The 26,430-nt window shown below is 41.1% G+C and carries 25 protein-coding genes; 24 read left to right on the top strand and 1 reads right to left on the bottom strand.

Going from position 1 to position 26,430, the window contains the following annotated elements; all coding sequences use genetic code 11:
• Positions 1 to 15 precede the first annotated feature (15 nt).
• The 16 genes from V6C17_RS04210 to V6C17_RS04135 all read left to right on the top strand — a co-directional run bounded on the left by V6C17_RS04210 (position 16) and on the right by V6C17_RS04135 (position 17,797).
• On the top strand, positions 16 to 1,434 hold the full coding sequence (locus V6C17_RS04210; RefSeq protein ID WP_333521293.1) for a sigma-54 interaction domain-containing protein: 1,419 nt from the start codon (positions 16 to 18) through the stop codon (positions 1,432 to 1,434).
• A gap of 279 nt (positions 1,435 to 1,713) precedes the next feature.
• The gene (locus tag V6C17_RS04205) at positions 1,714 to 3,126 is read left to right on the top strand and encodes a hypothetical protein (protein WP_333521292.1); all 1,413 of its coding nucleotides are present in this window, start codon (positions 1,714 to 1,716) and stop codon (positions 3,124 to 3,126) included.
• Positions 3,127 to 3,163: 37 nt separating this feature from the next.
• Complete coding sequence (locus V6C17_RS04200) at positions 3,164 to 4,615, top strand: 4-hydroxyphenylacetate 3-hydroxylase family protein (protein ID WP_333521291.1); 1,452 nt, start codon at positions 3,164 to 3,166, stop codon at positions 4,613 to 4,615.
• A gap of 5 nt (positions 4,616 to 4,620) precedes the next feature.
• Positions 4,621 to 4,920: a NifU family protein gene (locus V6C17_RS04195; protein ID WP_333521290.1), complete on the top strand. Its 300-nt coding sequence runs from the start codon at positions 4,621 to 4,623 to the stop codon at positions 4,918 to 4,920.
• Positions 4,904 to 5,215 carry a hypothetical protein gene (locus tag V6C17_RS04190; RefSeq protein ID WP_333521289.1) on the top strand — a complete coding sequence of 104 codons (312 nt, stop codon included), beginning with the start codon at positions 4,904 to 4,906 and terminating at the stop codon, positions 5,213 to 5,215. Before V6C17_RS04195 ends, V6C17_RS04190 begins: the two co-directional genes overlap by 17 nt.
• On the top strand, positions 5,190 to 6,473 hold the full coding sequence (locus V6C17_RS04185; RefSeq protein ID WP_333521288.1) for an acetyl-CoA hydrolase/transferase family protein: 1,284 nt from the start codon (positions 5,190 to 5,192) through the stop codon (positions 6,471 to 6,473). The genes V6C17_RS04190 and V6C17_RS04185 overlap by 26 nt, the downstream gene beginning before the upstream one ends.
• Before the next feature lie 18 nt (positions 6,474 to 6,491).
• On the top strand, positions 6,492 to 7,091 hold the full coding sequence (locus V6C17_RS04180; protein WP_333521287.1) for a hypothetical protein: 600 nt from the start codon (positions 6,492 to 6,494) through the stop codon (positions 7,089 to 7,091).
• A 349-nt stretch (positions 7,092 to 7,440) separates the two neighbouring features.
• On the top strand, positions 7,441 to 8,622 hold the full coding sequence (locus V6C17_RS04175) for an acetyl-CoA C-acetyltransferase (RefSeq protein ID WP_333521286.1): 1,182 nt from the start codon (positions 7,441 to 7,443) through the stop codon (positions 8,620 to 8,622).
• 12 nt (positions 8,623 to 8,634) lie between these two features.
• Positions 8,635 to 9,492 (top strand): 3-hydroxybutyryl-CoA dehydrogenase, encoded by an 858-nt coding sequence (locus V6C17_RS04170; protein WP_333521285.1) that lies wholly within the window; start codon positions 8,635 to 8,637, stop codon positions 9,490 to 9,492.
• A gap of 43 nt (positions 9,493 to 9,535) precedes the next feature.
• Positions 9,536 to 10,321, top strand: coding sequence for a short-chain-enoyl-CoA hydratase (locus tag V6C17_RS04165; RefSeq protein WP_333521284.1), 786 nt, complete (start codon positions 9,536 to 9,538; stop codon positions 10,319 to 10,321).
• Between the two features lie 293 nt (positions 10,322 to 10,614).
• A complete protein-coding gene (locus tag V6C17_RS04160; protein ID WP_333521283.1) occupies positions 10,615 to 11,397 on the top strand; it encodes an amino acid ABC transporter substrate-binding protein in 783 nt (260 codons plus the stop codon).
• Between the two features lie 75 nt (positions 11,398 to 11,472).
• On the top strand, positions 11,473 to 12,123 hold the full coding sequence (locus V6C17_RS04155; RefSeq protein WP_333521282.1) for an amino acid ABC transporter permease: 651 nt from the start codon (positions 11,473 to 11,475) through the stop codon (positions 12,121 to 12,123).
• Between the two features lie 12 nt (positions 12,124 to 12,135).
• Positions 12,136 to 12,894, top strand: a complete 759-nt coding sequence (locus V6C17_RS04150; protein ID WP_333521281.1) for an amino acid ABC transporter ATP-binding protein — start codon at positions 12,136 to 12,138, stop codon at positions 12,892 to 12,894.
• Positions 12,895 to 13,676: 782 nt separating this feature from the next.
• A complete protein-coding gene (locus V6C17_RS04145) occupies positions 13,677 to 14,438 on the top strand; it encodes an ABC transporter ATP-binding protein (protein ID WP_333521280.1) in 762 nt (253 codons plus the stop codon).
• Entirely contained in the window at positions 14,431 to 16,863 is a 2,433-nt protein-coding gene (locus V6C17_RS04140) for an FtsX-like permease family protein (RefSeq protein WP_333521279.1), read from the top strand. The genes V6C17_RS04145 and V6C17_RS04140 overlap by 8 nt, the downstream gene beginning before the upstream one ends.
• Entirely contained in the window at positions 16,856 to 17,797 is a 942-nt protein-coding gene (locus V6C17_RS04135) for an HlyD family secretion protein (protein ID WP_333521278.1), read from the top strand. The genes V6C17_RS04140 and V6C17_RS04135 overlap by 8 nt, the downstream gene beginning before the upstream one ends.
• 190 nt (positions 17,798 to 17,987) lie before the next feature.
• Here V6C17_RS04135 and V6C17_RS04130 read toward each other — a convergent pair whose 3' ends face one another.
• Positions 17,988 to 18,227 (bottom strand): hypothetical protein, encoded by a 240-nt coding sequence (locus V6C17_RS04130; protein ID WP_333521277.1) that lies wholly within the window; start codon positions 18,225 to 18,227, stop codon positions 17,988 to 17,990.
• A gap of 285 nt (positions 18,228 to 18,512) precedes the next feature.
• On the opposite strand from V6C17_RS04130, the gene V6C17_RS04125 reads away from it, so the two are divergent.
• From V6C17_RS04125 to V6C17_RS04090, 8 genes are all read left to right on the top strand, one after another.
• Complete coding sequence (locus V6C17_RS04125; RefSeq protein WP_333521276.1) at positions 18,513 to 19,007, top strand: CBO0543 family protein; 495 nt, start codon at positions 18,513 to 18,515, stop codon at positions 19,005 to 19,007.
• Positions 19,008 to 19,221: 214 nt separating this feature from the next.
• Entirely contained in the window at positions 19,222 to 19,818 is a 597-nt protein-coding gene (locus V6C17_RS04120) for a TetR/AcrR family transcriptional regulator (RefSeq protein WP_333521275.1), read from the top strand.
• Between the two features lie 15 nt (positions 19,819 to 19,833).
• Complete coding sequence (locus V6C17_RS04115; RefSeq protein WP_333521274.1) at positions 19,834 to 20,193, top strand: response regulator; 360 nt, start codon at positions 19,834 to 19,836, stop codon at positions 20,191 to 20,193.
• Positions 20,194 to 20,213: 20 nt separating this feature from the next.
• Positions 20,214 to 22,271, top strand: coding sequence for a chemotaxis protein CheA (locus V6C17_RS04110; protein ID WP_333521273.1), 2,058 nt, complete (start codon positions 20,214 to 20,216; stop codon positions 22,269 to 22,271).
• 24 nt (positions 22,272 to 22,295) lie between these two features.
• Positions 22,296 to 22,784 carry a chemotaxis protein CheW gene (locus V6C17_RS04105; RefSeq protein WP_333521272.1) on the top strand — a complete coding sequence of 163 codons (489 nt, stop codon included), beginning with the start codon at positions 22,296 to 22,298 and terminating at the stop codon, positions 22,782 to 22,784.
• A gap of 13 nt (positions 22,785 to 22,797) precedes the next feature.
• Positions 22,798 to 24,492, top strand: a complete 1,695-nt coding sequence (locus V6C17_RS04100) for a methyl-accepting chemotaxis protein (protein WP_333521271.1) — start codon at positions 22,798 to 22,800, stop codon at positions 24,490 to 24,492.
• A 59-nt stretch (positions 24,493 to 24,551) separates the two neighbouring features.
• Positions 24,552 to 25,370 carry a CheR family methyltransferase gene (locus tag V6C17_RS04095; protein WP_333521270.1) on the top strand — a complete coding sequence of 273 codons (819 nt, stop codon included), beginning with the start codon at positions 24,552 to 24,554 and terminating at the stop codon, positions 25,368 to 25,370.
• 3 nt (positions 25,371 to 25,373) lie between these two features.
• A complete protein-coding gene (locus tag V6C17_RS04090; protein ID WP_333521269.1) occupies positions 25,374 to 26,396 on the top strand; it encodes a protein-glutamate methylesterase/protein-glutamine glutaminase in 1,023 nt (340 codons plus the stop codon).
• Positions 26,397 to 26,430: the final 34 nt, after the last annotated feature.

The following is a 26,430-nucleotide window of genomic DNA, read 5'->3' as shown; positions in this document are numbered from 1 at the left end:
AGGGAGTGAAGTTACTTGAAACAATCAGAAACAGCCGATCGGTCAATTGAGATAGGTTTTGTAAGGGGATTGATCACTGAACTTGAGGCTATTATCAATTCTTCTTATGACGGCATATTCATTACGGACGGTGGCGGGATTGTACTTAGAGTTAACGAGGCTTATGAGCGAATTACTGGTATCAAAGCTAACGAAGTAATAGGCAAGAGTATGGCTAGTCTGGTAAGTGAAGGGGTGTTTGATCAGTCCGTCACTCTTATTGTTATGGAGAAAAGAGAAAGTGTAACAATTAGTCAAACAGTTCAGAGAAGCAATAAGCAAATTTTGGTGACAGGTAACCCAATCTTTAATGAACGAGGGCGGCTATTTCGAGTGGTTACAAATGTGCGTGATGTGACAGAGCTTAACCAGCTGGAAAAGAGATTATGTAAGACAAGGGAAGAAAGGCTCAAATACCAGACTGAAGTATCACATCTAAGATCACTTCATATAAAAGAATCTGATCTAATTTATCGGAGCAGGGCAATGGCTTCAGTGTTGGAGTTAGCGGCAAAGGTTGCCGAAGTAAATTCAACAGTACTAATTACGGGCGAATCAGGAACTGGTAAAGAATTAGTTGCTAAATTCATTCACAAGCATGGTAAAGGGGATAAGTATCCGTTTATTAAGATTAACTGCGGCGCCATACCGGAGAATCTTTTAGAATCCGAGCTGTTTGGATATGATCGCGGCGCTTTTACAGGAGCAAAAAAAGAGGGTAAGCCAGGGCTATTTGAATTAGCCAATAATGGTACGCTGTTTTTAGACGAGATTGGGGAAATGCCACCCTTTCTCCAGGTTAAGTTGCTAAGAGCAATACAAGATAGAACGATTACTCGCGTTGGCGGTGTTGAGCCAATAAAAATAGATGTACGGATTGTCGCAGCAACCCATCGTAACCTTGCTCAAATGGTGAAGGAAGGGAATTTCCGTGAAGATCTTTATTATAGATTAATGGTTGTTCCAATTCATATTTCGCCGTTGCGCGAAAGAGCAGAAGATATACCTCTGCTGGTTGTGCATTTTATGGACAAGTTTAATCAGCGTTTTGGTTTTTATAAAACTATTCTCCCCGACGTGATCGACAGATTAACTGAGTACTCCTGGCCGGGTAATGTTAGAGAACTTGAAAACGTTATCGAGAGACTGGTTGTTACTACCCCTGGCGATGAAATTGATAGTACTGCAGTGCCAGCTTCACTAGCTAATAAGCAAACTTTGCCTAAACCTGGAGCAAAGCTTAGAGAGGCAGTTGAGTCGACTGAGAAATATTTGCTTGCCTCTACTCTAAAAGAATATGGAACCTTACAGCTGGCCGCGAATGTACTTGGTATTGATCGCAGCACTTGTTTTCGTAAAGCTGTTAAATATGGATTAGTTGCAAATAACAATTAAATAGACGGGTGTGCAAAAATGCACTATACAGTGCATTTTTGCACACCCGTAAGCTTAGCAGTACGAGCAGTTTTTTAAGATAAAGTGTGTGCAAAGCTGCACACGCTTTTAACAGTTTGATAGCTAATAAATTTTTATAAATGTAGATATGGTATGAGCTTATCCTGTTGGCATGCAATTTGCAATATAGATTAGTAGAACATCGGAGTAGTAAATGAGGTGCCGAACTAGAGCCCCAAATTTTTCTGAGTTCTATTAATAATAAAGAGGTGAGTTGAAATGAGTTGGTTAGGACCTGTTTACAAGCGTGAGTTTGGAAAACCTCAGCCTTTTATCCCATTTGGCCCGTTTCAATTAAGACTGCCCTTCATTCATTATCGTTTTGAACTACCCGACTTTATCCAAGGTTTATTGATGTGTGCGGTATGCCTTGGAATTATCCCGGTGCTTCAAGAATATCTCGGTATGCCGTTTGAAATTGCCATTACTATTGTAATTCTCAATGGATTTTTCTATTTGTGGCATGCTCATCTCGGTGATCCAGTTGTTCCAGGTTGGATTACACCAGCTATTCCGCTGCTCTTACTTTGGCTTAAAACTTTCCCTGAGGGAGTTCCGAGGATGCATGCCCTCATTGCTTTTGAACTCGAGCTGGGCCTATTCTCATTGCTATTGGGTATGACAGGATTGGCTAAGCGTTTTGTCGATCTTGTACCAGATGCACTTAAGTCGGGAATTTTGCTAGGTGCAGGTATTGCCGCTGTACGTCTGGTGTTCCAGCATGGCGGACGTTTTGACCTCTATCCGTGGACTATCACTATCTCAATTGGTTTTGCGTTTTATATTCTCTTTTCGAACCATTTTAAAACGCTGCGCAACAAAAGCAAGTTACTTAAGCATCTTTCCGATCTTGGCTTAATGCCGGCCTTAGTATTGGCGATTTTTGTTGCACCTTTGGTTAAAGAACTTCCATGGCCGACAATACAATGGGGTTTTACCATTCCGCAATTCTATACACTTTTTACTGAATGGACTCCTTTTGCAGATCGTATTGGCTGGCCGCCTTTTAGTCTTTATATGAGTGCCGCCCCGCTAGTATTCGCCGTATACATAGTCTTATTTGGTGAATTAATCCAGGCTGAAGCACTTATTGACGAAGCCCGCGAATTTCGCCATGGTGATGAAGATATCCATTTTGATGCTAATCGCAATAATATGATCGTTGGTATCCGCAACATCGGAATGTCAATGATTGGTCCAGATGCCTCGATGTGCGGACCAATGTGGGCTGCAATGCAGGTAGTTGAGTGTGAACGATATAAACATGGTCCGGAAGCTATGGATAGTTTGTTCGGCGGAGTAGCTTCCTTCCGCTGGGGAACGTTTACTGGTTACTTCTTTTCGCCAATCGTAACACTAGTTAAACCTATTTTGCCGATTGCTCTGTCCTTGACTATGCTTGTTCAAGGTTATGTTGCCGTGCGGGTTGGAATATTGAAAGCCCGTACTTTCAATGATCTTGGTGTAGCTGGAATTGTGGCCGCTGTACTTATTACCCGTGAAGCAGCAGCAGCCTTCGGGGTTGGAATAGTCCTTTGTGCGTTGATCTACGGTAAAGATTTCTTCCGCAATTGGAATAAATACGATAAAACCAAGGACCCAGTATTCAATAGCCGCATTGGTGAAGAGTAAGCAAAATGCTTATTTATAAAATTTAGGGGGTAGTGAAATGAAAACTGCAGTGCAATATGAGGAGAGTTTGCGTCAGTTAAATTTTAAAGTTTATTTACAGGGAGAACTAATAGAGAACCCGGTCGACCATCCAATTATCAGACCATCTATGAACTCAGTTAAAGCTACTTATGAATTGGCAGAGATGCCTGAATATGAGGACCTGATGACTGCTGTTTCTCATCTAACTGGTAATAAAATTAACCGCTTCTGTCATTTGCATCAGAGTACTGAAGACTTGGTTAAAAAGGTAAAAATGCAGCGCCTGCTTGGTCAGAAAACTGCGGCCTGCTTCCAGCGCTGTGTTGGGATGGACGCAATAAATGCCGTTGACAGTGTTACGTACGAAATGGATAAAAAGCTTGGCACAAATTATCATGATAGATTTAATAGTTTTCTTCTTAAGATGCAGCAAGAAGATTGGACTGTAGACGGAGCAATGACCGATCCAAAAGGTGACCGCGGTCTTGGTCCAAGTAAGCAGGCTGACCCTGATTTGTATGTTCGAATTGTGGAAAAACGGGACGATGGTATAGTTGTTCGCGGCGCTAAATGCCACCAGACAGGTGCTCTTAATTCTCACTGGATTTTAGTAATGCCAACAATATCTATGACGCAGGAAGACGCCGAGTATGCAGTTTCGTTCGTAGCACCAGCTGACGCAGAGGGAATTTTCTATATATATGGACGTCAATCGTGCGATACTCGTAAACTTGAGGGCGGAGATATAGATGTTGGTAATAAACAGTTTGGCGGACATGAAGCCCTAATGGTCTTTGATAATGTTTTTATTCCTTGGGAAAACGTGTTCATGTGCGGCGAATATGAGTTCAGCGGTGCGCTAGTTGAACGCTTTGCCGGCTATCATCGCCAAAGTTATGGCGGCTGTAAAGTCGGTGTAGGTGATGTTCTTATTGGCGCCGCTGCCCTAGCCGCTGACTATAATGGTGCGCAGAAGGCTTCACACTTAAAAGATAAACTTATCGAAATGGTACATCTCAACGAAACTCTGTATGCGTGCGGTATTGCCTGTTCAGCCGAAGGATATAAGACGGCATCTGGTACGTATCTAATTGATTTACTGTTAGCTAATGTTTGTAAGCAAAACGTTACTCGATTCCCTTATGAGATTGCAAGGCTTGCTGAAGATATAGCTGGTGGACTAATGGTGACCATGCCGTCAGAGAAGGATCTTCATCACCCAGTCATTGGTAAGGTTGTAGAGAAATACTTCAAAGGTGTTGCTTCGGTACCTACCGAGTATCGTATGAGGATTTTACGTCTTATTGAAAACATTACTCTTGGTACAGCAGCTGTAGGGTATCGTACAGAGTCAATGCACGGCGCTGGCTCACCGCAAGCTCAGCGTATTATGATTGCCCGCCAAGGTAATATTGCGCAGAAAAAAGAACTGGCTAAGGCAATTGCCGGTATTCCTGCAAAAGGTTAATTTCTATGAACTCATTAGCAAAAGTAATCGACGAAAAAATCAGGCCATCGCTTCAAGCTCATAACGGTGATATCGAATTAGTTGGAGTTACTAGCGATGGTTTTGTGCAAATCAAGCTGACTGGGGCATGCAGCACATGCCCCGGTGCCCAGCATACCATTACAGAATTTATTGAATGTGAGATTAAGGACGCCTGCCCTGAAATAAAAGGAGTTCAGCCAGTATTTCAGGTGAATGATGAATTAATTGATATGGCACTTAAGATATTGCGCAAGGATAATGACAGAAATGTTAACGAGCATTAAATTTTGCGGTGGTTGTAACCCTAGGATTGACCGTAGAAGGCTGGCGAAAGAAATAGAAGACTACCTTAACGCTCACGGCGTTAGGGTAGTCTATAACAGTACTGAGGCGGACTTTATTATATGTATTAGCGGCTGCACCGCAAGCTGTGCTAGGCAAGGAATTGAATATGACAAACCCGCCGCACTTATTGCTGGCGAAAGTGTTGATGATCTAGCAGTTGGTGAAAAGAGTTTAAGCTCAATAGTAATCAATAAAGTGAGGGATTACCTTGGAAAACTGGAGAAACCTCTATAAACATAAAATTATGGGAGCCGATGAGGCGTTAAAAATCGTTAAATCTGGGGACAGAGTGGTGATCGGTCATGCCTGCGGCGAACCGCAAACTCTTGTAGAAGCTATGGTTAAGCGTGCACCTGAGCTGCACGATGTTGAAATAGTTCATATGGTAGCTATGGGAAAGGCTAAATATGCTCAACCAGGAATGGAAGCAAGCTTTCGTCATAATGCTCTATTTGTGGGTGCTTCAACCAGAAAAGCAGTAGAGGAAAAACGGGCTGACTATACGCCGTGTTTTTTCTCCGAGGTACCGCGTCTTTTTCGCGATAAGCTGTTACCGGTAGATGTTGCTTTGTTGCAGATAACACCACCGGACCAAGACGGCTATTGCAGTTACGGACTTTCTGTTGATTATACTCAGCCTGCAGCCGAGAGTGCGGCTACAGTAATTTGTCAGATCAACAGCAATCTTCCTTGTACAGGCGGTGCTAAGATTCACCTAGATAATATTAACTACATCGTTGAACAAACTGAGCCGCTGATTGAACTAAAGCCCCCGCAAATAGGGGAAATTGAGCGGAAAATTGGTGAACATGTAGCAAGTCTTATCCCTGATGGAGCTACTCTACAGCTTGGTATTGGGGCAATACCTGACGCTGTGCTGCTGTTTTTAGGGGATAAGAAAAACCTTGGAATCCATTCCGAGATGTTTAGTGATGGAGTCGTTTTTCTTGCTGAGTCAGGAGTAATAACTAATCAGAAAAAAAATATAAATACAGGAAAATTCATCGCAACTTTCCTAATGGGTACACAAAAGCTTTATGACTTTGTCAATAACAACCATGCAGTTGAGATGCGTTCTGTTGATTATGTTAATGATCCATATATAGTAGGTCAGCATGATAATATGATCTCAATCAATTCGGCCATACAGGTTGACCTTATGGGGCAGGTAAATGCTGAGATGATCGGAACCAAGCAGTTTAGCGGTATTGGGGGACAGGTTGACTTTGTACGAGGGGCAAGTCGTTCACTGGGCGGCAAATCGATAATTGCCCTTCCAGCTACTGCGGCAAATGGCAAGATATCAAGAATCGCAGCAGAGCTTGACTGTGGTGCAGCTGTATCAACATCACGAAATGACGTGCATTATGTTGTAACCGAATATGGAGTTGCTGAGCTTCGCGGCAAGAGCCTAAGAGAAAGAGCTCGTGCGCTTATTGCCATAGCCCATCCGGATTTCCGGGCAGCATTATCCGAAAAAGCAGGTATTTAATAAAGATGGAGGATGGTTATGCCAATAATAACTTTTATCAAAGACATAGTGGCTAAGGCCAGAGGATCCTACTATTACAAGGTTGCAAGGCATACCCAGCTATATTGTCAAAGAGCGGCCAATCAATCCTCGAATAATCAACAGCGACGAATGCTGTTTGTTGCTGCAGCCGCTGCCGATGAGACGATTGCCAGCCTGCTAGGAATAGGGCCAGCATTAGAGAAAGCGTATCGACCAAGAATAACCAGCAAGTTTTCGAAAGTAAAAGTTTTGTCGGTGATGAAAGTGTATCTTTCTGCTCTTCTTGTACTGTTAGGGAGTCATCGTGACGAAATATTGGCTAATACTGAGCTTGATGAGCAGAAGCTGCTCACAAAGTGGTGCAGTGTTTACGACTACAATATTAATGATAAGAAGATTTTTAATGATACGCTTTTGGCTGCGTTTAAAAGTGGAGGGTTTGAAGGATTAGCAAAGTCTGCAAGCTCTTGCATAATAGATGGTCTATTTAGTGAAGACCAACAGCTGCAACCTGATGAGCTTATAGTCTTTGAAAACTCTTTGGCGTATGATCTAGCTGCTATTTTACGTAATATTAGATTAACAAAAGCAGGGTGATAGAATGTTTGAGATAGACAAAGATGCTGAGCATTATATAATTACGCGCACCAAGGCCGTTACTATAGATCTTATATTTTATCCAGCTATCGGTGGCTGAGCTTGTTCAAAAAATAGCGTAACAGGTAGTTACGTACCGGAGATAACGCTGGGGCAACCGCAATCGTCAGATCAAGAGAGGTTTATAGTTGCTAGTTGTCAGGGTGTGCAAATATTTTACAATACGAAACTTCGTATAAAAGAAGGTAATTCACATATTCAAATTTCATTAAAGAAAGTTTTATGGTGGGGTTGGCTGGAGCTAAAAGGGGCAAAGGCAATTCCAATTATAGACTAAGGTGGTGGGAGAATGAAACAAGCTGTTATCGTAAGTGCAGTCCGCTCGGCAATTGGCTCATTTAATGGTGCACTTGCTAATGTTGGTGCAGTAGAGTTAGGTAGTATTGTGATAAAAGAAGCCCTTAATCGCGCTGGTGTAACTGCTGAAACGGTTGATGAAGTGATTATGGGTAATGTACTTCAGGCCGGTCTCGGGCAAAATCCTGCACGACAAGCTGCGATTAGGGCGGGGCTGCCTGTTGAAATACCTTCATACACAATAAACAAAGTTTGTGGTTCGGGCTTAAAAGCAGTCAATCTTGCCGCCTTATCAATCATGGCTGGTGAGGCCGAAACTGTTGTTGTAGGCGGTATGGAAAATATGAGCCAGTCACCGTATTTGCTTGATAGCAAAGCAAGGTGGGGCTATCGTATGGGTAATGGCAAACTAACAGATGTAATGATTACTGATGGCTTGTGGTGTGCTTTTGATGATTATCATATGGGTATTACTGCCGAGAATGTAGCAGATAAATATACTATTAGCCGGAATATGCAGGACGAACTTGCTTATGAATCTCAAATCAAAGCCGTACAGGCAATCGCTAATGGTGCATTCCGCAATGAAATAGTACCAATAACAATCAAAGGGAAAAAGGCTGATGTCGTATTTGACACTGACGAATACCCCAAGGCAGACGCGTCGCTTGAAAAACTAACAAAATTGAAGCCAGCCTTTAAAAAGGATGGCACTGTAACAGCAGGCAATGCCTCCGGCATTAATGACGGAGCCGCTGCCTTAGTTATAATGTCTGCCGAAAAAGCGCAAGGTTTAGGCATAAAGCCTCTAGCACGCATTGTCAGCTATTCATCGGGTGGTGTAAGCCCTGCGATCATGGGGATGGGACCGGTTCCTGCGACGCAAAAAGCTCTTAGCAAGGCTGGTCTAGACATAGGAGATATTGATCTTATTGAAGCAAATGAGGCGTTTGCCGCTCAGTTTCTAGCAGTTGGGCAGCAGTTAGGCTTTAGCAAAGAAAAGGTTAATGTTAATGGCGGAGCTATTGCTCTAGGCCATCCAATTGGTGCCAGCGGTGCCCGAATATTAGTTACCTTAATTCATGCCATGCAGCAGCGAGGAGCGCAGCGTGGTCTTGCAACCCTTTGCATTGGCGGTGGTCAAGGAGTTGCAACTATCATCGAAAGGGTATAGGGGGAAAACTAAATGGACTTTACCAAAGTTCTGATAATAGGTTCAGGGCAAATGGGGAGCGGTATTGCTCATGTTATGGCCCAAAGCGGTCTTACCGTAATTCTTAATGATATCAGCCAGCATCTGGTTGATAAAGGAATTGCCTCAATTGAGAAAAATTTGCTCAAAGGTATTGAAAAAGGAAAACTTACGGCTGACGAAAAAAATAATATCATGGCTAGAATCTCGGGTGCTGTAGTATTAGACTCAGATGCTTGCAATGTTGATTTAGTAGTAGAAGCTGCTATTGAAAATGTTGATATCAAGCGAAATATCTTTCAAACGCTGGACAATCTTTGCCCGGCTCATACTATCTTAGCTAGCAATACATCATCTGTACCTATTACTGCCCTGGCTGCATTTACCAAACGTCCTGATAAGTTCGTTGGAATGCACTTTTTCAACCCTGCCCCTATTATGAAACTAGTCGAAATTATTAATGGATTGGCAACAAACCAAGAGACGAGCGATGCGGTGAAGGCTCTTGCAATAAGACTAGGTAAGACTCCTGTTATGGTATCTGATGCTCCAGGTTTTGTTGGTAACAGAATAATGATGCCTATGATTAACGAGGCAGTATATACATTGATGGAGGGTGTGGCAACTGCCGAGGATATTGATAACTGTGCAAAGCTTGGCTTTAACCATCCAATGGGGCCTTTAGCTCTTTCTGACCTAATTGGTAATGATACCGTTTTATACATTATGGAAGTGTTGTACAACGGTTTTGGTGATCCTAAATATCGGCCTTGTCCACTTCTTAGAAAAATGGTTCAGGCTGGTTATCTTGGCCGCAAAAGCGGAAAAGGGTTCTATACCTACTCTAAATGAGCACGTTTTTGCTCATTGATGTAACAAAAGAAGGAGGGAGCATATGACTCCTTACGAGAACTTACAATGTGAAGTTAGTGGTGGTATTGTTACTATCACTCTGAGTCGACCCAAAGCGTTGAATGCCCTAAATGAAGCGATGTTAAGGGAACTTGATGATCTTTTGGATGAACTTGAAAAAGATCATTCAGTAAAAACTATTATCATCACAGGCAGTGGAACTAAATCTTTCGTAGCAGGAGCGGATATAAGTGAAATGCAGCCGCTTTCAGTAGAAGAAGGATGTGAATGGGCAAAATTAGGGCAGAGTGTATTTAGTAAAATTGAAAAACTGCCTAAACCAGTAATCGCAGCAGTCAATGGTTTCGCTCTAGGCGGAGGCTGTGAACTAGCAATGGCGTGTGATATACGTATTGCTTCTGCTAAAGCGAAGTTTGCCCAGCCGGAAGTATCTCTCGGAATTACTCCCGGCTATGGTGGCACGCAGCGATTACCGCGCCTTGTCGGTAAGGGGAGAGCCAAAGAATTACTATTTACTGGCGAGATGATAGATGCTGCGGAAGCCTACCGTATTGGGCTGGTAAACAAAGTGGTGGAGCCAGAGCAGCTAATGACAGCTGCCATAACGATGGCAGAGAAAATTATAAATTGCGCTCCTTTAGCCGTACAGATGTGCAAAGCTGCAGTCAACAAAGGGATTGAGACCGACCTTGACACAGGCATTGCTTATGAGGCAGAGGTGTTTGGCCGGTGTTTTGCAACATCAGATCAGAAAGAGGGCATGGCGGCCTTTGTTCAAAAGCGTAAAGCAAATTTTACTGGTCAATGATTCTATGCCCTTCAGTTTGTATGACTGGAGGGTTTTGCTTTTGGCCTTACCAGTTTAAACCTTCTTAATACATAAGGTGTAATTATCGACTTTTGCCGTCGCTAAGGCTTGCAAGCGTGTTTTCTATAAAAAAATGAAATACAGCAATTTATTGAGCAAAAAAAAGCTTATGAAAGAAAAATGCCCTTTATAGCTGTATAATTGCACTAATTTAATACTTTCATATTTTAGCGCATAAAAGTAAAATAGTGACATGGAGTTACGAGAGGAATTTATCTGAGGGGGATTAAGAAATGAAGAAAATAGTTGCATTTATACTTCTGGTAATGATGGCTGGGTTAGTATTAGTAGGCTGTGGAAGTACTGCTACTAAGGCGACATCCACTAAGAAGATCGTAATAGGTTTGGATGACAGCTTCCCGCCGATGGGCTTTAGAGATGAAAAAAATAATATTGTAGGTTTCGATATCGATATGGCTAAAGAAGCTGCTAAAAGACTAGGTATGGAAGTAGAATTTAAGGCAATTGACTGGAGCAGTAAGGAAGCTGAATTGAATGGCAAGCGAATTGATGCTCTTTGGAATGGCATGAATATAACTGAAGAACGCAAAAAGAATGTATTGTTCAGTGAGCCATATATGGAAAGCAAGCAGCTGATATTTGTACCAGCAGGATCACCAATAAAAAGTGCAGCTGACTTAGCAGGTAAGGTAGTAGGTGTTCAGCAGGCCAGCATTGGTGAAGAAGTAGTAGTAAAAGATACTAAACTCAAAAGTTCTTTAAAAGATTTTAAACAGTATGCCGATTTTATAGCTGCTTTTATGGATCTTAAAACAGGCAGAGTAGATGCGGTTGTTACAGATGAAATTCTTGGCCGTTACTTAATGTCTAAAGAACCGGGTAAATTCATTGCTATTGAACAAGCTTTAGGTGAAGTTGGTACATATGGAGTTGGCTTTAGGAAAGAAGATAAAGAACTACGCGATAAAGTCCAAAAAGTATTAGACGAAATGAAAAAAGATGGTACATCTGCAAAAATATCTAAACAATGGTTCGGAGCAGATATAGTTAAGTAAGTATAGAGGCTGATGGTAATTGCCATTAGCCTTCTATTTTGTAGAGTCCTAGGTTTTAAAAGAGGAGAAATAATTATGGGAATAACAGCAATGCTTGGGCCAATGATGGATGGAGCTAATGTTACGCTGCAAATGTTTTTTATAACATTACTGCTATCATTACCTCTAGGCTTGATTTTGGCATTGGCTCGTCTATCAAAGTATAAACCTTTAAGTTTTCTGGTCGAGACTTATATATGGCTGATGCGTGGAACGCCTCTGATGCTGCAGCTATTGTTTGTCTACTATGCTTTACCGCTCATCCCCTATATAGGAATAAAACTGCCGGATTTCCCAGCGGCTGTCCTAGCCTTTGTGTTGAATTATGCAGCTTATTTTGCGGAAATTTTCCGGGCGGGTGTTCAGTCTATCGAACGTGGTCAGTATGAGGCAGGAAAAGCTTTAGGTATGACTTATATTCAAACAATGAAACGAATTATTCTGCCGCAAATGATTAAGCGAGTACTTCCGCCGGTTAGTAATGAAACAATTACCCTTGTCAAAGATACCTCACTTATATATGTTTTGGCGATGAATGATCTACTGCGCACGGCAAGAACTATTGTACAGCGTGATTTTGATATGACTCCATTTGCAGTAGCGGCTGTATTTTACTTAGCAATGACGCTGGTGTTAACTTGGATATTTAATAAGCTTGAAAAGCGCTACGCGGCATATGATGAGTAGGAGTGACAGTTTATGAAAATGATACACTTAACCAATATACGGAAAAGCTTTAATAGCCTTGAGGTTCTGAAAGGTATTAACCTAGAAGTCCAGCAAGGTGAAGTTGTTGCTATTATCGGACCATCAGGCTCAGGGAAAAGTACTCTTTTAAGGTGTTTAAACAGGCTGGAGATAATTGATGGCGGAACTATCGAAATTGAGGGCGAAGTTCTTGCCGCTGAAGGGCCAGATGGACGATGTCAATATGTCAGAGAGGATAAAGCTCGAGAAATCTGTCATAAGATGGGGATGGTATTTCAGCAGTTTAATCTCTTCCCGCATATGACGGTTATTGAAAACGTTATCGAAGCACCGATGCTTGTTAAGGGTGTAAAAAAAGACACTATTATTCCCGAGGCTGAAGAACTACTCAGAAAGGTTGGGCTGTTCGAGAAGCGGGATAACTATCCGTCGAGGCTGTCAGGTGGGCAAAAACAGCGTGTTGCAATTGCTAGAGCATTGGCAATGAAACCAGATATTATGCTGTTTGATGAACCCACTTCGGCCTTAGATCCTGAACTAACTGGCGAGGTATTAAAGGCTATGCGGCAGCTAGCTCAGGAACACATGACTATGCTTGTTGTTACACACGAAATGGCTTTCGCCCGCGAGGTCGCAAATCGCGTTATCTTTATGGATGATGGTGATATAGTAGAGCAAGGAACTCCCGAACAAATCTTTAATAACCCTCAGCAGGCACGCACTCAAGCCTTTTTAAATAGTATGCTTTAAACTAAATTTGTAATAAAATGACCATTTAGATCACTAAATGGTCATTCTTTATGATATGGGAATGTTTATAAAGGACTAGTATGATTTCCAAGTAGTACTTACGCACTATTTAATTAGGACTTGGCTCCCTTAGAAATGGTACCTTTGCCTTAAGGAATACTTCACTTGATACCGAATGTTATTACTAACACATAAAAGTGAGGTAATTATATATGTACAGCTTCGTAAGCGGCATGATAGCTGGTATATTCACGACCTGTTTAATTGGTGGATATATTTATATACATTTACAGACTCGGAAATAAAGTTTATTTTTAACTTAAATGAGAAGCAAGTTTTTTAGCCGGCCTTGGGAAGGTCGGTTTTCTTGTCCTAACAGGAAGTATTTCTTTTTTTTCAATTGTAAAAACAGCAATGCTAAATAACGAGAAAGCTGGCTTATATTTAGCCAGCTTATTTTAAAAATGTTTAGTTGAATGTTTTGGCGGCTCAAAAACATGGAGTTCTTTTGTTTCGGGGCATTTGGGTTCTCGGTAACACCTTTTGTACCAGTCATATACGGCGCTTCAGTACTGAGTGAATTATTAGCTAGCAATATTCTTTGCGATTTTATATTTTAAATACTATTAGAAGTTTGGTAAAGAAATTACTAGGTTCAATAATTATTTCAACTATTTAAATGCAGCTAGAAACTCTTCGGCAGGAGTACAAGATTTTTCAAAGAAAAGTATTATTAATGAATGTAGGTTATCGTAAGGCTGAGGCCGACTTGGGGGATTTCAATGATTGGAAAATGGTTTTCAAGACTTATAGCAGTTGATTTGCCTCAACCTAAACCTGATGCTCCGGCGGTAAGCCTTAAGTCAGTTCGTAAGGTTTACACAACTGGGGCGGGAGAGTTTGAGGCACTTAAGGGAATTAATTTAGAAGTTGCTAATGGGGAATTTGCAGCAGTAGTTGGTAAATCAGGCAGTGGAAAATCTACTTTAATTAATATGATTACCGGTATCGATAGACCAACAACAGGAGAACTATGGGTAGCTGGTACTCCAGTACATACATTAAATGAGAATCAAATAGCTGTGTGGCGAGGTCGAACAGTTGGGGTTGTTTTTCAGTTTTTTCAACTGCTTCCAACCCTTACAGTATTGGAAAACGTTATGCTGCCGATGGACTTTTGCAACATTTATGACTACAGCGAACGGCCAGAACGTGCACTTACTCTGCTGGATTTAGTAGGGGTGAAGGACCAAGCTGATAAGCTTCCGGCAAATTTGTCAGGCGGGCAGCAACAGCGGGTAGCTATTGCCCGGTCACTAGCAAATGATCCGCCGCTCTTGGTTGCTGATGAACCAACTGGCAATTTGGACAGTCGCACGGCTGCTGCAATGATTGATTTATTTAGTGAACTTGCTCTTGGCGGGAAAACGATTTTAATGGTGACACATGACAAAGATTTAGCTCAGCGGTGTCATCGTATAGTAACTGTCACTGAAGGTCAGATCGCCGCTTCAGGAGATGCAGAAAGGGATGCTTATGACTAAATTCAGTTTGTTGTCACCGCGCTGGCGTAAGGTATGGGCCGACATATGGGGCAATAAACTGAGGACTCTACTAGTAGTACTATCAATTGCTGTCGGCGTTTTTTCAGTAGGGATGGTGTATAGTTCTTATTTAATGTTCCAGAGAGATTTAGCGAACAGCTGGGGTTCAGCGGCACCCGCAAGTGCAAGTCTTTATGCAGATCCTTTTGACGAAGAATTAGTTGATAGTGTGCGCAGCCTTCGTGGTGTCAGTGAAGCTGAAGGACGTCGAAATGTAGATTTACGAGTTCGCACATCAGATAATGAATGGAAGCAGATGTTTTTGACAGCCATTCCAGATTATTCAAAACAAAAAGTGAATATAGTTAAAGCCCAGTCCGGCGCTTGGCCTCCCGGAGACGGGGACGTATTACTCGAGCGTTCTTCCCTAGAGGAACTTGGTATCAAAACCGGAGAAAGTATTATAGTTGAAACACCTGCCGGAAAAAAACGGTCTTTAAAAGTTACAGGTGTTGTTTATGATCCTAGTCAAATTCCGTCTTTATTCAGCGGTCGATCTTATGGTTATATAAATATGGACACTTTGGAGAAATTGGATGAACCTCGGAAGCTGGATCAAGTTAACTTTGTAGTGCAGCCTGGAGTACTGCAGGGTAAAGATACCGCGCCGATTGAAGCTATTGGACGGCGCGCTTGGAGTAAACTTGAGCAAGGGGATACAACTGTATTTTGGCTGCAGGTTAATAAACCAGGTGAACACCAAATGCAAAGCGCCATCAATGCTTTGATTATGCTGTTGGCTGTATTGGGGATACTCTCGTTATTTCTCAGTACATTTCTATTGGTAAATACTGTGTCGGCGATACTAACCCAACAAACGCGGCAAATAGGAATAATGAAGGCAATTGGCGGACAGCGAGGTCAGATTCTAAGGATGTATCTGACTTTGGTTGGGGCTTATGGTATATTGTCTCTGCTATTTGCAGCGCCGCTAGGGGCTGTTGCAGCAAGTGCAGTTACTGGATTTATGGCGCAAGTATTTAATTTTAATTCCGGAGGTATTGAGCTGCCGCTGCAGGTGTTTATTCTGGAAGCTGCCGTTGCCATAATTATTCCTTTAGCGGCGTCACTTTGGCCTATTTGGTATGGGACTGGCGTAACAGTGCGCGAGGCGGTAAGCAGTTATGGAATTGAAGGCCTAGCGGGAAGTGGTAGGATAGATCGATTATTAGAGAATTTATTAAGCAGATTTCAAAGGATTTCACGTCCTGAGCGCTTATCAGTAAGAAATACATTTAGGCGCAAAGGAAGATTACTATTAACAATGTTGACGCTAACAATTGCTGGAACTGTATTTATGGCAGTTTTTTCTGTGCGAGCATCATTGTACTCTACACTTGATCAGGCGTTAGACTATTTTCAATATGACATCTCGGTTGGTTTTACTCAAAACTACCGAGCAAGTCGTATTGAACAGGAAGTAATGAAGATACCAGGTGTAAAAGCGGCTGAATCGTGGGGAATGACTTCTGGCCGCATCCTTAGAGATGAGCGCAAAGAATCAGAGGATGAGGCTAGTAAAAATGTCTTTATTCTAGCTCCACCTGTTGATACAAAAATGATTAATCCTAAAATTATAGATGGACGTTGGCTAGTGAGTGAGGACGAGAGTGCATTGGTAATCAATACCGAGATATTAAAAGACAGTCCTCATTTAAAAGTAGGAGAAACGGTAGTAATAAAAACAGGTAGTCGCAAAATCAAGTTTACAATAGTAGGAATTGCTCAAAGTCTTATGACTGGTCCTATTGTATATGCTCCTTATGAATGGGCTACTAGTGCAATTCAACAGTCAGGACGAGCAAGAACGGTGCAGATTGTGACGCAATCGGTTGATCCTAAAGAACAGACGGCCCTAGGACGTCAGTTAGAAGAGCATCTTAAGAAAAACAACTTGAGAATACAGAATGTTGATATTACTTGGGAGCAAAAAGAGCGAATCAGGTCTCAGTTTGATATTCTAACTACCTTTCTGCTCATAATGGCGGTTCTTTTAGCTGTTGTAGGAGCGTTAGGTTTGACCGGAACTATGAGTATTAATGTTCTGGAACGCACCAGGGAAATTGGAGTGATGAGGGCTATTGGTGCGTCTAGTCTGGTTATTTCAAAGGTATTCATTCTGGAGGCACTTTCGATTGGTATGCTTAGTGGCCTAATAGGTATGATTCTAGCATTGCCAGCAGCATTTTTATTAAGCTATCAAGTTGGAATGTTGTTTCTACAAACGCCACTAACTTTTTCTTTCAGTATTTTAGGTGTTGGGATATGGCTTATGTTATCAGCTTTGTTATCAGTGCTGGCAAGCTTGCTGCCTGCCCGGAATGCTGCAAGGTTAAGTGTCAGGGAGGTATTAAGTTATGAATAGTCCGCAAGGAAACAAGAAGGTGGCGATAACAGTTATGTTAAAATCCTTAGCGAATTTTATGATAAGACATTGGTTTATTACACTACTAGTGCTTTTGATACCAAGCGGTATATGGTGGTATATGGCCGGTCAGCAGGGTGATAAAAAGGAAATACCTGCGGTTAAAACGGACAACCGTGTACTGGCTGAAGGTATAGTCTTCCCGGTTAATTATGCCCAAATGGTCATGCCTGTCGATGGTACGGTTGGTGCAATAAATGTAAAAGAAGGTGATAAGGTGCGCTCTGGACAGCCCCTTATCCAGCTTGTCCGTCAGGACTATGAGGCAAGGGTTGGAAGTGCTAACGCTGATTTGGCACGTGCTATGGCGTTAATTGAACAGAGTAAAGTAAATCTTGCAGATGCTGAGAGGGAGCTTAAACGACAAGAGCAATTAGCTGCTGTCGGAGCGGTGTCGCGCCAACAGTTAGATCAGGCGCGGACTGCAGTTGAACGCAGCACGGCAGCTCTATCTCAGGCTGACGCTGATATGAAAGTACAGCAGAGCAGGCTGACCGAAGCAGGTGGTCAGTTAGAAAAGACTGAGCTAAAGTCACCTATTAATGGTACTGTCGCATACTTAGATGTGAAGGTCGGGGAGCACGCAACAATTGGTACAGTCTTGATAAGGCTTGCCGACGAAAACTCGTGGGAAATTCGCAGTGATGACTTGACTGAATTATCAATAGCTAAGATTCGGGTAGGTGATCAAGCTATTTTAACCTTTGACGGGATACCTGGATTGGAAATACCTGGGAAAGTAAAATTCATCCGGCCTTTTGGTGAAAAAAAGCGAGGCGATATCACTTATACCGTTACAATTGCCCCTGATCGCTGGGATGAACGGCTTCGTTGGAATATGACAGCACAGATTGCTATTATACCTTCCTACTAGATAATGACAGGCTGACGATAAAGGCTCATTTGCCCTGTTGCTCCTCAAACCCATTACTTGCGTACGACTGGTACGCGGCGCTGCTGGGTTATGCGGTGCGCCTAGCAACTAAACCTTTCTCGTCAGCCTAAATAATAGGTTTTTCAAACAAAATGAATAAATCCCCCATTTGGGGGATTTATTCATTTTATTAGTACCAGCCTTTGCGCCAAGTGCTTTTATCTGAGCTAGAATACTTGCCGCTGCTCCAAGGGTGGGTATAGGCGTTGTGATTATGTCCCCAGCCTGGCCATTTGTCATGCCAAGGATGATGATAAGGATGTTTGCCATAATTCTTTTTTTGGCAGCAACATTCGGAAGGATAAAAATATCCAGGGTCATGATCTCTCATATATCGATATGCCGGGCAATTTTTACAGCGATAATCCATAAGTAAACCTCCTTTTAAGTGCTTTTTTATACGAAAATATAAACTTTCTTACATGCATAAGGAGTAAGTATCGACTTCCGCAGTCGCTGAGGCTCGGCGTAAGCCGTGTTTTCTATATAATATGTAATTGCGGCGATCTGTGTTACAGAATAAGGTATACATCGCCCCAAAAGTGGGTGTACGGATGAATCTCAAAGATTTAATGATAATCGTAAAAATTAAGGGATAAATGTCGCCAAAAAAAGTAGAATAAGAATAAAATACGTTCGAGAAATAGAGGCAGCTATGATAAGTACTGAATACATAATTATGGTAGTTTTCTCGCTAATAAACTTGCTAATTTTAATATTTGTTATAGATTGGCGATATTTTCGGGATTGGGTTGTTGTGTTGTTATTTAAAGGTTTACTGGACTTTGTTTGGGGCAGCCCTGTTGTTAGTTTGAAACTAATTGAATATCCTGTCAGACTGTTGCCGAGATACTATGATACCTGTATATATTTTGAATTATGGATTTTTCCGGTGTTATGCGTATGGTATAACCAGGTGACAAGGAAGAGGGGACTATGGGGCATAGTTTTATATGCGGTTATTTTTAGTGCTGCCATGACTGCCGTTGAATATCCTCTTGAATTATATACAGATCTTATTAAATATAAAGATTGGACTTGGTTTACAACATTCTACACTTTGATTATAACTTTCCTGATGTCCCGATCATTTATTGCCTTCTTTAGGTGGGGGTGTGATTATTTTGATAGAAAGCCAAAAAAAATTTGAAATAAATTATTATTATTAATTTTTGTAGAGTAAATGAGGAAAACGACCTAATGTTTTAGGTCGTTTTCCTCATTATTACACCAAAATACTCTCTTTTATTACAAAATGTTCTGAATTTATATAAATTTCGATTTATATTGACATAGGAATTAATTCCATTTATATTAAAAATAGGGAACAGGTGAGCGAGCGCTCGCTACCTCTGGGGGTGTTTATGAATATTGTTTTTCTCCATCGTAAAGAAAGCGTAGTCCTAACTGCAATCGACATAATAAATGAGCTTGGAATCCAGGGGCTTTCTACTAAGGAATTAGCAAAAAGGCAAGGAATATCAGAGGGGACGTTATTTAAACATTTTAGAAGCAAGAATGAAATTATCCTTTCAGTATTAGATCACTTCGCCAAATATGATAAAGATATTTTTGAATCCTGTACAAAAAAGAATTTAAAGCCATCTGAGGCACTTTTGTTCGTGGCTGATTCGTGTGCATCCTATTACGAGAATTACCCGGCAATTACAGCAATACCGCAATTGTATGAATTTTTAGCTCATGATGATGAGCTGGGACAGAAGTTGAATCAGATACTCGATTTTCGTGCTCAATCCATAAAGCAGATTATCGAAGCTGCTCAAGCGTCCGGTGAATTAAGGCAAGATGTTGACAGTCAGATACTACTTCATATTATTATTGGGTCATTTAGAAATATCTGTTTTAACTGGCGAATGCAACAAAATAACTTCTCTCTTAGGGAAAGGGTTGTTTTAACATTAAGAACTGTTCTTCAGGCTTTTAGTTCAAATCATGAATAAATATGAGGTGTTCAGATGAAACGCGTATTAATTGTAGATGATGCGGCCTTTATTCGATTAGCGCTGCGAAACATGCTCGAAAAAAATGGGTTTGATGTTGTAGCTGAGGCTGAAAATGGTGCAATCGCTATACAAAAGTTTAAAGAGTATCAACCTGATCTTGTTACGATGGATATAACCATGCCAGAAGTAGATGGTATAGGCGCGCTCAAAGCGATAAAGACGATAGACCGCAATGCTAAAGTAGTTATGGTTTCTGCAATGGGACAGGAAAGTCATGTTAAAGAAGCTGTCATAAATGGAGCTAGTTATTTTCTTGTAAAACCATTTAAGGAAGAGCAGGTTATATCAACTTTAACTAAGATATTAGGGTAGTTGAGAAAGAGGCGATGTAATTGGCAGGTTTAGTACATGAGCCAATGCTAGAAATGTTTATATTTGAGACTACTCAGCTGGTTGGTCAGCTTGAGCAACTCATATTGGAAAGTGAGCAGGAGGACTGCTTTAGTAGGTCGGCAATTGATGAGATATTTAGGATAATGCACACAATCAAAGGATCATCAGCGATGATGCTGGTGAACGAAGTATCAAGTCTCGCTCATGCAGTAGAAGATGTATTTTATTTCCTGCGGGAATTTCCGGATGTTAAGCTTGAATGTGCTTCGTTATCAGACCTAATCTTGAGCACTGTTGATTTTATTAAAAGCGAACTCGAACAGATAAAGTCTGGTAATCAGCCAGTTGGAAGTGCAGAAATGCTCCTTCAACAATTAAAAGCTTTCCTAACACATCTTAAGGAAACTAATAAAATTGTCGGCGCCAAGCCGCACAAGGAAAAAAAACAGCAGTATTATGTTCCGCAAAGCAAAGCGCAAGCACAACCAGCAGCTAGGTCTTTTAAGGCATCAGTGTTCTTTGAAGAAGGCTGCGAGATGGAAAACATAAGAGCATTTACCATAATACATAACTTAAAGGCTTTTGCTGAAGAGATATACCATTTTCCTGAAGACATAATTGAAGATGATAGTTCAGCGGAAATAATTCGTGATAGCGGCTTCCATATCGCTTGTACTACAAATTGCGAATACTCTGAGATGCAGGCTTTTTTTCAAGATACAATTTTCCTGAAAAATTTCGATTTGCAAGAAATCAGCGATATAAGTGAGTTTAAAAGTTCACAAACAAGAAAAATTGAAATTATTTTAGAAGATACTCCAGATACCTCGGTTTTAACCAAAAAAGAGGATAGAGTTCAGGAAGAAAAGTCCTCAACCCAGCAAAGTATAATCAGTGTTAGTGTCACAAAGTTGGACAAGCTTATGGATTTAGTAGGCGAGCTAGTTATATCTGAAGCTATGGTTACCCAAAATCCTGACCTTCAAGGATTAGCGCTAAATAATTTTTCAAAAGCAGCTAGGCAGCTTCGTAAAATAACGGGAGAATTACAGGATACAGTTATGTCAATTCGGATGGTGCCGCTTTCGAATACTTTCCAAAAGATGCATCGTGTAGTTCGAGATATGTCTAAGAAACTTAATAAGGAAATAAAGCTGGAATTATTAGGTGAAGAGACCGAAGTTGATAAAAACATCATTGAAAATATATCAGATCCTCTTATGCATATTATTCGCAACGCTATCGATCATGGAGTCGAAACTAGTCAAGATAGATTAGCTGCAGGCAAAATGGCATATGGGAAGGTGTTGCTTGAAGCGAGGAATGTCGGCAGCGAAGTTTTAGTAATCGTCAAAGATGATGGTCGTGGTCTTGATAAAACGAAGATATTAGAAAAAGCCAAGCGTAACAATCTAGTTTATAAGCCGGAAAATGAACTGACCGATCAGGAAATTTATGCCTTTATCTTAAGCCCAGGCTTCTCAACAAAAGATCAGGTAACTGAATTCTCAGGCCGTGGAGTTGGGATGGATGTTGTCGCCAAAAACATTAACTCAATAGGCGGAACATTACAGATTAACAGCACCCCTGGACAAGGAACAACCATAACTTTAAAGATACCTTTAACGCTTGCAATAATTGACGGAATGACAATTGGTGTTGGCAGTGCACGGTATACAATTCCAACTATCTCGATTAAGCAATCTTTCAGAGCTGCACCACAAAGCGTATTTCAGGATGTTGACGGCAATGAGATGATTCTTATACGTGGAAAGTGTTACCCAATTTTACGTTTGCATAAGTACTTTGGAGTGAAAACAGAAGTTCAAGAGATTAGTGAAGGAATTTTAGTAGTGGTAGAAAACGAAAACAGATCGGTAGTTTTGTTTGCAGACGCACTTATCGGTGAACAGCAAGTCGTTGTTAAATCACTGCCAAATTACTTTAAAATATTCCCTAAAGTGGATGGCTTAGCTGGCTGTACTTTACTCGGAGATGGCAGTATTAGTTTAATTCTAGATGTTGTTGGTCTTATGAGGTTCGGATATTCTGCATAAGGTCAGGAAAAAGGAGAAATGTTTATGGCTGAATTAATTAGTGAAGAGAACTTAATGGAGGAGGATACGCAAAGAGGAAAGTTTTTAACCTTCTCAATCGGAAATGAGTTCTATGGTATCGAGATTGCCAATGTTACCGAGATTATTGGGATTCAGCCTATTACCGAAGTTCCGGAATTGCCGAATTATGTAAAAGGTATTATTAATCTTCGTGGGAAGATAATTCCTGTTATGGATGTTAGGCTGAGATTCCGAAAGCCTCCGCGCGAATACACTGATCGGACTTGCGTTATTGTTGTTGATATTAAGGATGTTTCAGTTGGCCTAATCGTAGACAGCGTTGCAGAAGTATTATCTATATCAGAAGCAAATATTGTTCCGCCGCCCGACTTAAAAACAGTCCAGAATCGATACATTAAGGGCATAGGTAAGGTTGGAGATGAAGTAAAACTACTCTTAGATTGCCAGAGACTGTTAAGTGAAGAAGAAGTCGGAAGCTTAAGTGAGATATAAAGGAGAGGGAACTATGAAATGGTTTTATAATTTGAAGCTTGGTGGAAAGTTAATTGCCGCTTTTATGACTGTTGCCTTGATTGCGGGTTTAGTCGGTGCAATTGGTATATATAATCTTAAAAATATGGATAATGAATTTTCGGGCTTGTACGAGAACTATGGCGCATCGCTTGGTGATATAAGTCTAGTTGCTATGAGTTATCAGCGGATAAGGGTGAATTTGCGTGATATTGTATTAAATAAGAATCCGGAATTTAAGCAAAGATATGTTGATGGAGTAAACCAAAATGATAAAATAGTTAATGAAAACCTAGAAAAATATGCAAAGAAACTAAACTCGCCCGAGGAAAAAAAGCTAGTAAATGATCTTAAAGAAAATCTCGCAAAGTTTAAGCCTATTCGTGATAAAATCGTGACACTAGCCGCTAGCGGTCAGGAAGATCAGGCGTATTTGCTGATCTTTACTGGTGACGGACGCCAGATAGCAGGTGATATTGCTGAAAATATCGATCAAATCGTTGCATATAATATCAAGCAAGGCCAAATACGGTCGGATGAATTAAGTGCCAGCGCAAGTCGTACTATTTATCTAATGGCGGCAATCGCAGTTGGCGCAATGTTAGCAGCTTTTGGCCTGGGAATGTTCATGTCTAGACTAATTGGCAAACCTGTTTCAGAAATTGTAGCTGCAGCTGAAAAGATTGCAGATGGAGATTTGAATGTAAATATTACAGCCTCAGGTAAGGACGAAATTGGAGTCCTTGCGCAGACCTTTAGAAAGATGTCTGATAATATGAATGAAGTTATGATAAATATCAGTGCTGCATCTGAGCAGGTAGCGGCAGGGGCAAAACAGATATCAGGTTCAAGTATGGCGCTTTCTCAAGGGGCCACAGAGCAGGCAAGTTCTATTGAAGAATTAACGGCATCAATTGAGGAAATTGCGGTACAAACAAGGCAGAATGCAGAGCATGCCAGCAATGCAAATCAACTAGCTGAGACTGCTAGATCTAACGCAGTAAAAGGCAATGGTGAAATGCAGGAAATGCTAAAAGCGATGAAGGATATTAATGAATCGTCAGGTAATATTTCCAAAATAATTAAGGTTATTGATGAGATTGCCTTCCAAACCAATATTTTAGCTTTAAATGCTGCAGTAGAGGCAGCCCGTGCTGGTCAGCATGGAAAAGGCTTTGCGGTTGTTGCTGAGGAAGTACGCAATCTGGCTGCTCGTTCAGCTAACGCTGCAAAGGAAACTACTTCAATGATTGAAGGATCAATTAAGAAAGTTGAGCATGGAACAACTATAGCCAATGGAACAGCGGCTGCGTTAAATAGTATTGTAGAAGGTGTTGCGGAAGTTGCTACACTTGTTGGTAATATTGCTGAGGCATCAAATGAACAGGCTGCGGGCATAGCTCAGATTAACCAAGGTATAATGCAGGTTTCACAGGTTGTACAGAACAACTCTGCGACCTCGGAAGAAAGCGCGGCAGCAAGCGAAGAACTTTCTGGCCAATCAGAAGTTCTCAGAGAGATGGTAGGTCGCTTCAAACTTAATTCCAATGGACAGGTTGGAAAAATTAACGGACTTAATCCCGATGTTCTCAAAGTTATTGATGGAAAAAAAAGCAGGACTGTTTCGAGAAGTGAAGCAGTGTCAGCGAGGACAATTGATCTTAGTGACAGAGATTTCGGCAAGTACTAATTAGGCTTTGAGCCAGGAAGAGGATATCTCTTTCTGGCTCAATTTTAAGGGTGAGAATTATGATCACTATAACAGATAATGAATTTAGCCAATTAACTCAGTATATTCATGCAAACTATGGTATCAAGCTAGGACCAGAAAAGAAGGCACTAATAGTAGGAAGGCTTGGAAACTTACTTGTACAGAAGCAGTTCAAAAACTTCTCACAGTATTATGAATATATCCTGGCGGATAAATCGGGTAGTGCCGATATATCGCTAGTAAACCTCATCACTACAAATCATACTTTTTTTATGCGGGAGACTGATCATTTCAATTATTTTAGAGGTACTGTATTGCCTTATCTTAAGGCAACAATAAAAGACTATGATCTTAGGTTATGGAGTGCAGGCTGTTCATCTGGTGAAGAACCATATACGCTTGCGATGATTATTGATGAATTTCTAGGTGAGGAAAAGAACCGCTGGGATCGTAAGCTTTTGGCTACTGACCTGTCATCTAAAGTGTTGGATGTGGCTCAGAAGGGGATTTACAGCAATGAATCACTTGCACCGCTGCCTACTCTTTTCAAACAAAAATACTCCAGGTCTACTACAACTGACACTAGCGAAATTTGCCATGAGATTAAGAACGAAATAATTTTTCGCAAATTTAATCTTATGACCAAGATTTTCCCTTTTAAGAAGAAATTTCACGTAATTTTTTGCCGAAATGTCATGATTTACTTTGATAGTCGTACAAAAAATGAGCTTATTGATAAATTTTATAATTTGCTTGAAAATGGGGGCTACCTGTTTATCGGGCATTCTGAATCAATAGCGAGAGATCAAACTCGGTTCAAGTACGTAATGCCTGCAGTATATCGAAAGGAATTATAAGTGATGAAGCCTGTGCGTGTACTGATTGTTGATGACTCAATGCTGTTTCGGGAAGTATTATCTAGAATACTTTCGTCCGACGATGGCATAGAGGTGGTTGCAACTGCATCCGACCCCTTTGATGCCAGAGACAAGATATTAAAATACCGCCCGGACGTTATGACTCTTGATATTGAGATGCCGCGGATGAATGGTATAGAATTTCTCAGAAGATTAATACCACAGTATCCTATGCCAGTTATCGTTGTTAGTACTCTTAGTGAAGCAGTGCTTGATGCCTTGCAGGCGGGAGCAGTAGATTTTATTACTAAGCCGAATATTCAGTCTCCTAGTAGTGTGGAATCGTTTATGCAAGAATTTACAGCTAAAGTTAAAACAGCGAGTTTGGCGAAGGTAAAGCAAAGTAAGCTTGAGATTAAGAAAGAAACTGTTCCGGAGAGTAAGAGTAATCTAAAGCTTATAGCTATTGGGGCCTCTACAGGTGGCACTGAAGCTATATTTAATATATTAAAAGCATTACCAACTAATCTGCCTGGTATCGTAATTGTTCAACACATACCCCCTGTGTTCTCCAAAATGTTTGCAGACCGGTTAAATAATTCTACTGCATTTAGCGTAAGTGAAGCTAAAACCGGTGATATCATCGAGAGAGGTAAGGTCTTACTAGCTCCTGGCGATAAACATATGAAGGTAGTTAAAGTTGGCGGCATATTGCGAGTAGAGTGTTTTGATGGAAGTACTGTTAACGGCCATTGCCCATCTGTTGATGTCCTTTTTGATTCGATTTCACGTGAGGTCGGTAGAGAATCAGTTGGCGTAATACTTACGGGAATGGGCTATGATGGGGCGAAAGGTCTCCTTGCAATGCGCAAACAAGGCGCACAGACTATTGGACAAGATGAGGCGTCATCTGTTGTCTATGGTATGCCTAAGAGTGCGTTTAATATTGGAGCGGTAGCGCGTCAAGCACCACTTTCAAAAATCCCAGAGCTTATCTGTTCATTAACGCGTCCTACCCAAGAGTAATGATATTTAAGCTGCTATTTAGTGATGAAAGAGG

Origin of the sequence: Dendrosporobacter sp. 1207_IL3150, from assembly GCF_036763085.1 — a bacterium.
GTDB lineage: Bacteria > Bacillota > Negativicutes > DSM-1736 > Dendrosporobacteraceae > JBAIYU01.
Note: the sequence above shows the minus strand (reverse complement) of the source record. Positions and strands in the feature narration are given on the sequence as shown.

Bases quoted from the DNA above. Each gene is read 5' to 3' on its own strand.
- V6C17_RS04205 (WP_333521292.1), top strand. From the start codon at position 1,714: ATGAGTTGGTTAGGACCTGTTTACAAGCGTGAGTTTGGAAAACCTCAG.
- V6C17_RS04200 (WP_333521291.1), top strand. From the start codon at position 3,164: ATGAAAACTGCAGTGCAATATGAGGAGAGTTTGCGTCAGTTAAATTTT.
- V6C17_RS04195 (WP_333521290.1), top strand. From the start codon at position 4,621: ATGAACTCATTAGCAAAAGTAATCGACGAAAAAATCAGGCCATCGCTT.
- V6C17_RS04190 (WP_333521289.1), top strand. From the start codon at position 4,904: ATGTTAACGAGCATTAAATTTTGCGGTGGTTGTAACCCTAGGATTGAC.
- V6C17_RS04180 (WP_333521287.1), top strand. From the start codon at position 6,492: ATGCCAATAATAACTTTTATCAAAGACATAGTGGCTAAGGCCAGAGGA.
- V6C17_RS04175 (WP_333521286.1), top strand. From the start codon at position 7,441: ATGAAACAAGCTGTTATCGTAAGTGCAGTCCGCTCGGCAATTGGCTCA.
- V6C17_RS04170 (WP_333521285.1), top strand. From the start codon at position 8,635: ATGGACTTTACCAAAGTTCTGATAATAGGTTCAGGGCAAATGGGGAGC.
- V6C17_RS04165 (WP_333521284.1), top strand. From the start codon at position 9,536: ATGACTCCTTACGAGAACTTACAATGTGAAGTTAGTGGTGGTATTGTT.
- V6C17_RS04160 (WP_333521283.1), top strand. From the start codon at position 10,615: ATGAAGAAAATAGTTGCATTTATACTTCTGGTAATGATGGCTGGGTTA.
- V6C17_RS04155 (WP_333521282.1), top strand. From the start codon at position 11,473: ATGGGAATAACAGCAATGCTTGGGCCAATGATGGATGGAGCTAATGTT.
- V6C17_RS04150 (WP_333521281.1), top strand. From the start codon at position 12,136: ATGAAAATGATACACTTAACCAATATACGGAAAAGCTTTAATAGCCTT.
- V6C17_RS04145 (WP_333521280.1), top strand. From the start codon at position 13,677: ATGATTGGAAAATGGTTTTCAAGACTTATAGCAGTTGATTTGCCTCAA.
- V6C17_RS04140 (WP_333521279.1), top strand. From the start codon at position 14,431: ATGACTAAATTCAGTTTGTTGTCACCGCGCTGGCGTAAGGTATGGGCC.
- V6C17_RS04135 (WP_333521278.1), top strand. From the start codon at position 16,856: ATGAATAGTCCGCAAGGAAACAAGAAGGTGGCGATAACAGTTATGTTA.
- V6C17_RS04130 (WP_333521277.1), bottom strand. From the start codon at position 18,227: ATGGATTATCGCTGTAAAAATTGCCCGGCATATCGATATATGAGAGAT.
- V6C17_RS04125 (WP_333521276.1), top strand. From the start codon at position 18,513: ATGATAAGTACTGAATACATAATTATGGTAGTTTTCTCGCTAATAAAC.
- V6C17_RS04120 (WP_333521275.1), top strand. From the start codon at position 19,222: ATGAATATTGTTTTTCTCCATCGTAAAGAAAGCGTAGTCCTAACTGCA.
- V6C17_RS04115 (WP_333521274.1), top strand. From the start codon at position 19,834: ATGAAACGCGTATTAATTGTAGATGATGCGGCCTTTATTCGATTAGCG.
- V6C17_RS04105 (WP_333521272.1), top strand. From the start codon at position 22,296: ATGGCTGAATTAATTAGTGAAGAGAACTTAATGGAGGAGGATACGCAA.
- V6C17_RS04100 (WP_333521271.1), top strand. From the start codon at position 22,798: ATGAAATGGTTTTATAATTTGAAGCTTGGTGGAAAGTTAATTGCCGCT.
- V6C17_RS04095 (WP_333521270.1), top strand. From the start codon at position 24,552: ATGATCACTATAACAGATAATGAATTTAGCCAATTAACTCAGTATATT.
- V6C17_RS04090 (WP_333521269.1), top strand. From the start codon at position 25,374: ATGAAGCCTGTGCGTGTACTGATTGTTGATGACTCAATGCTGTTTCGG.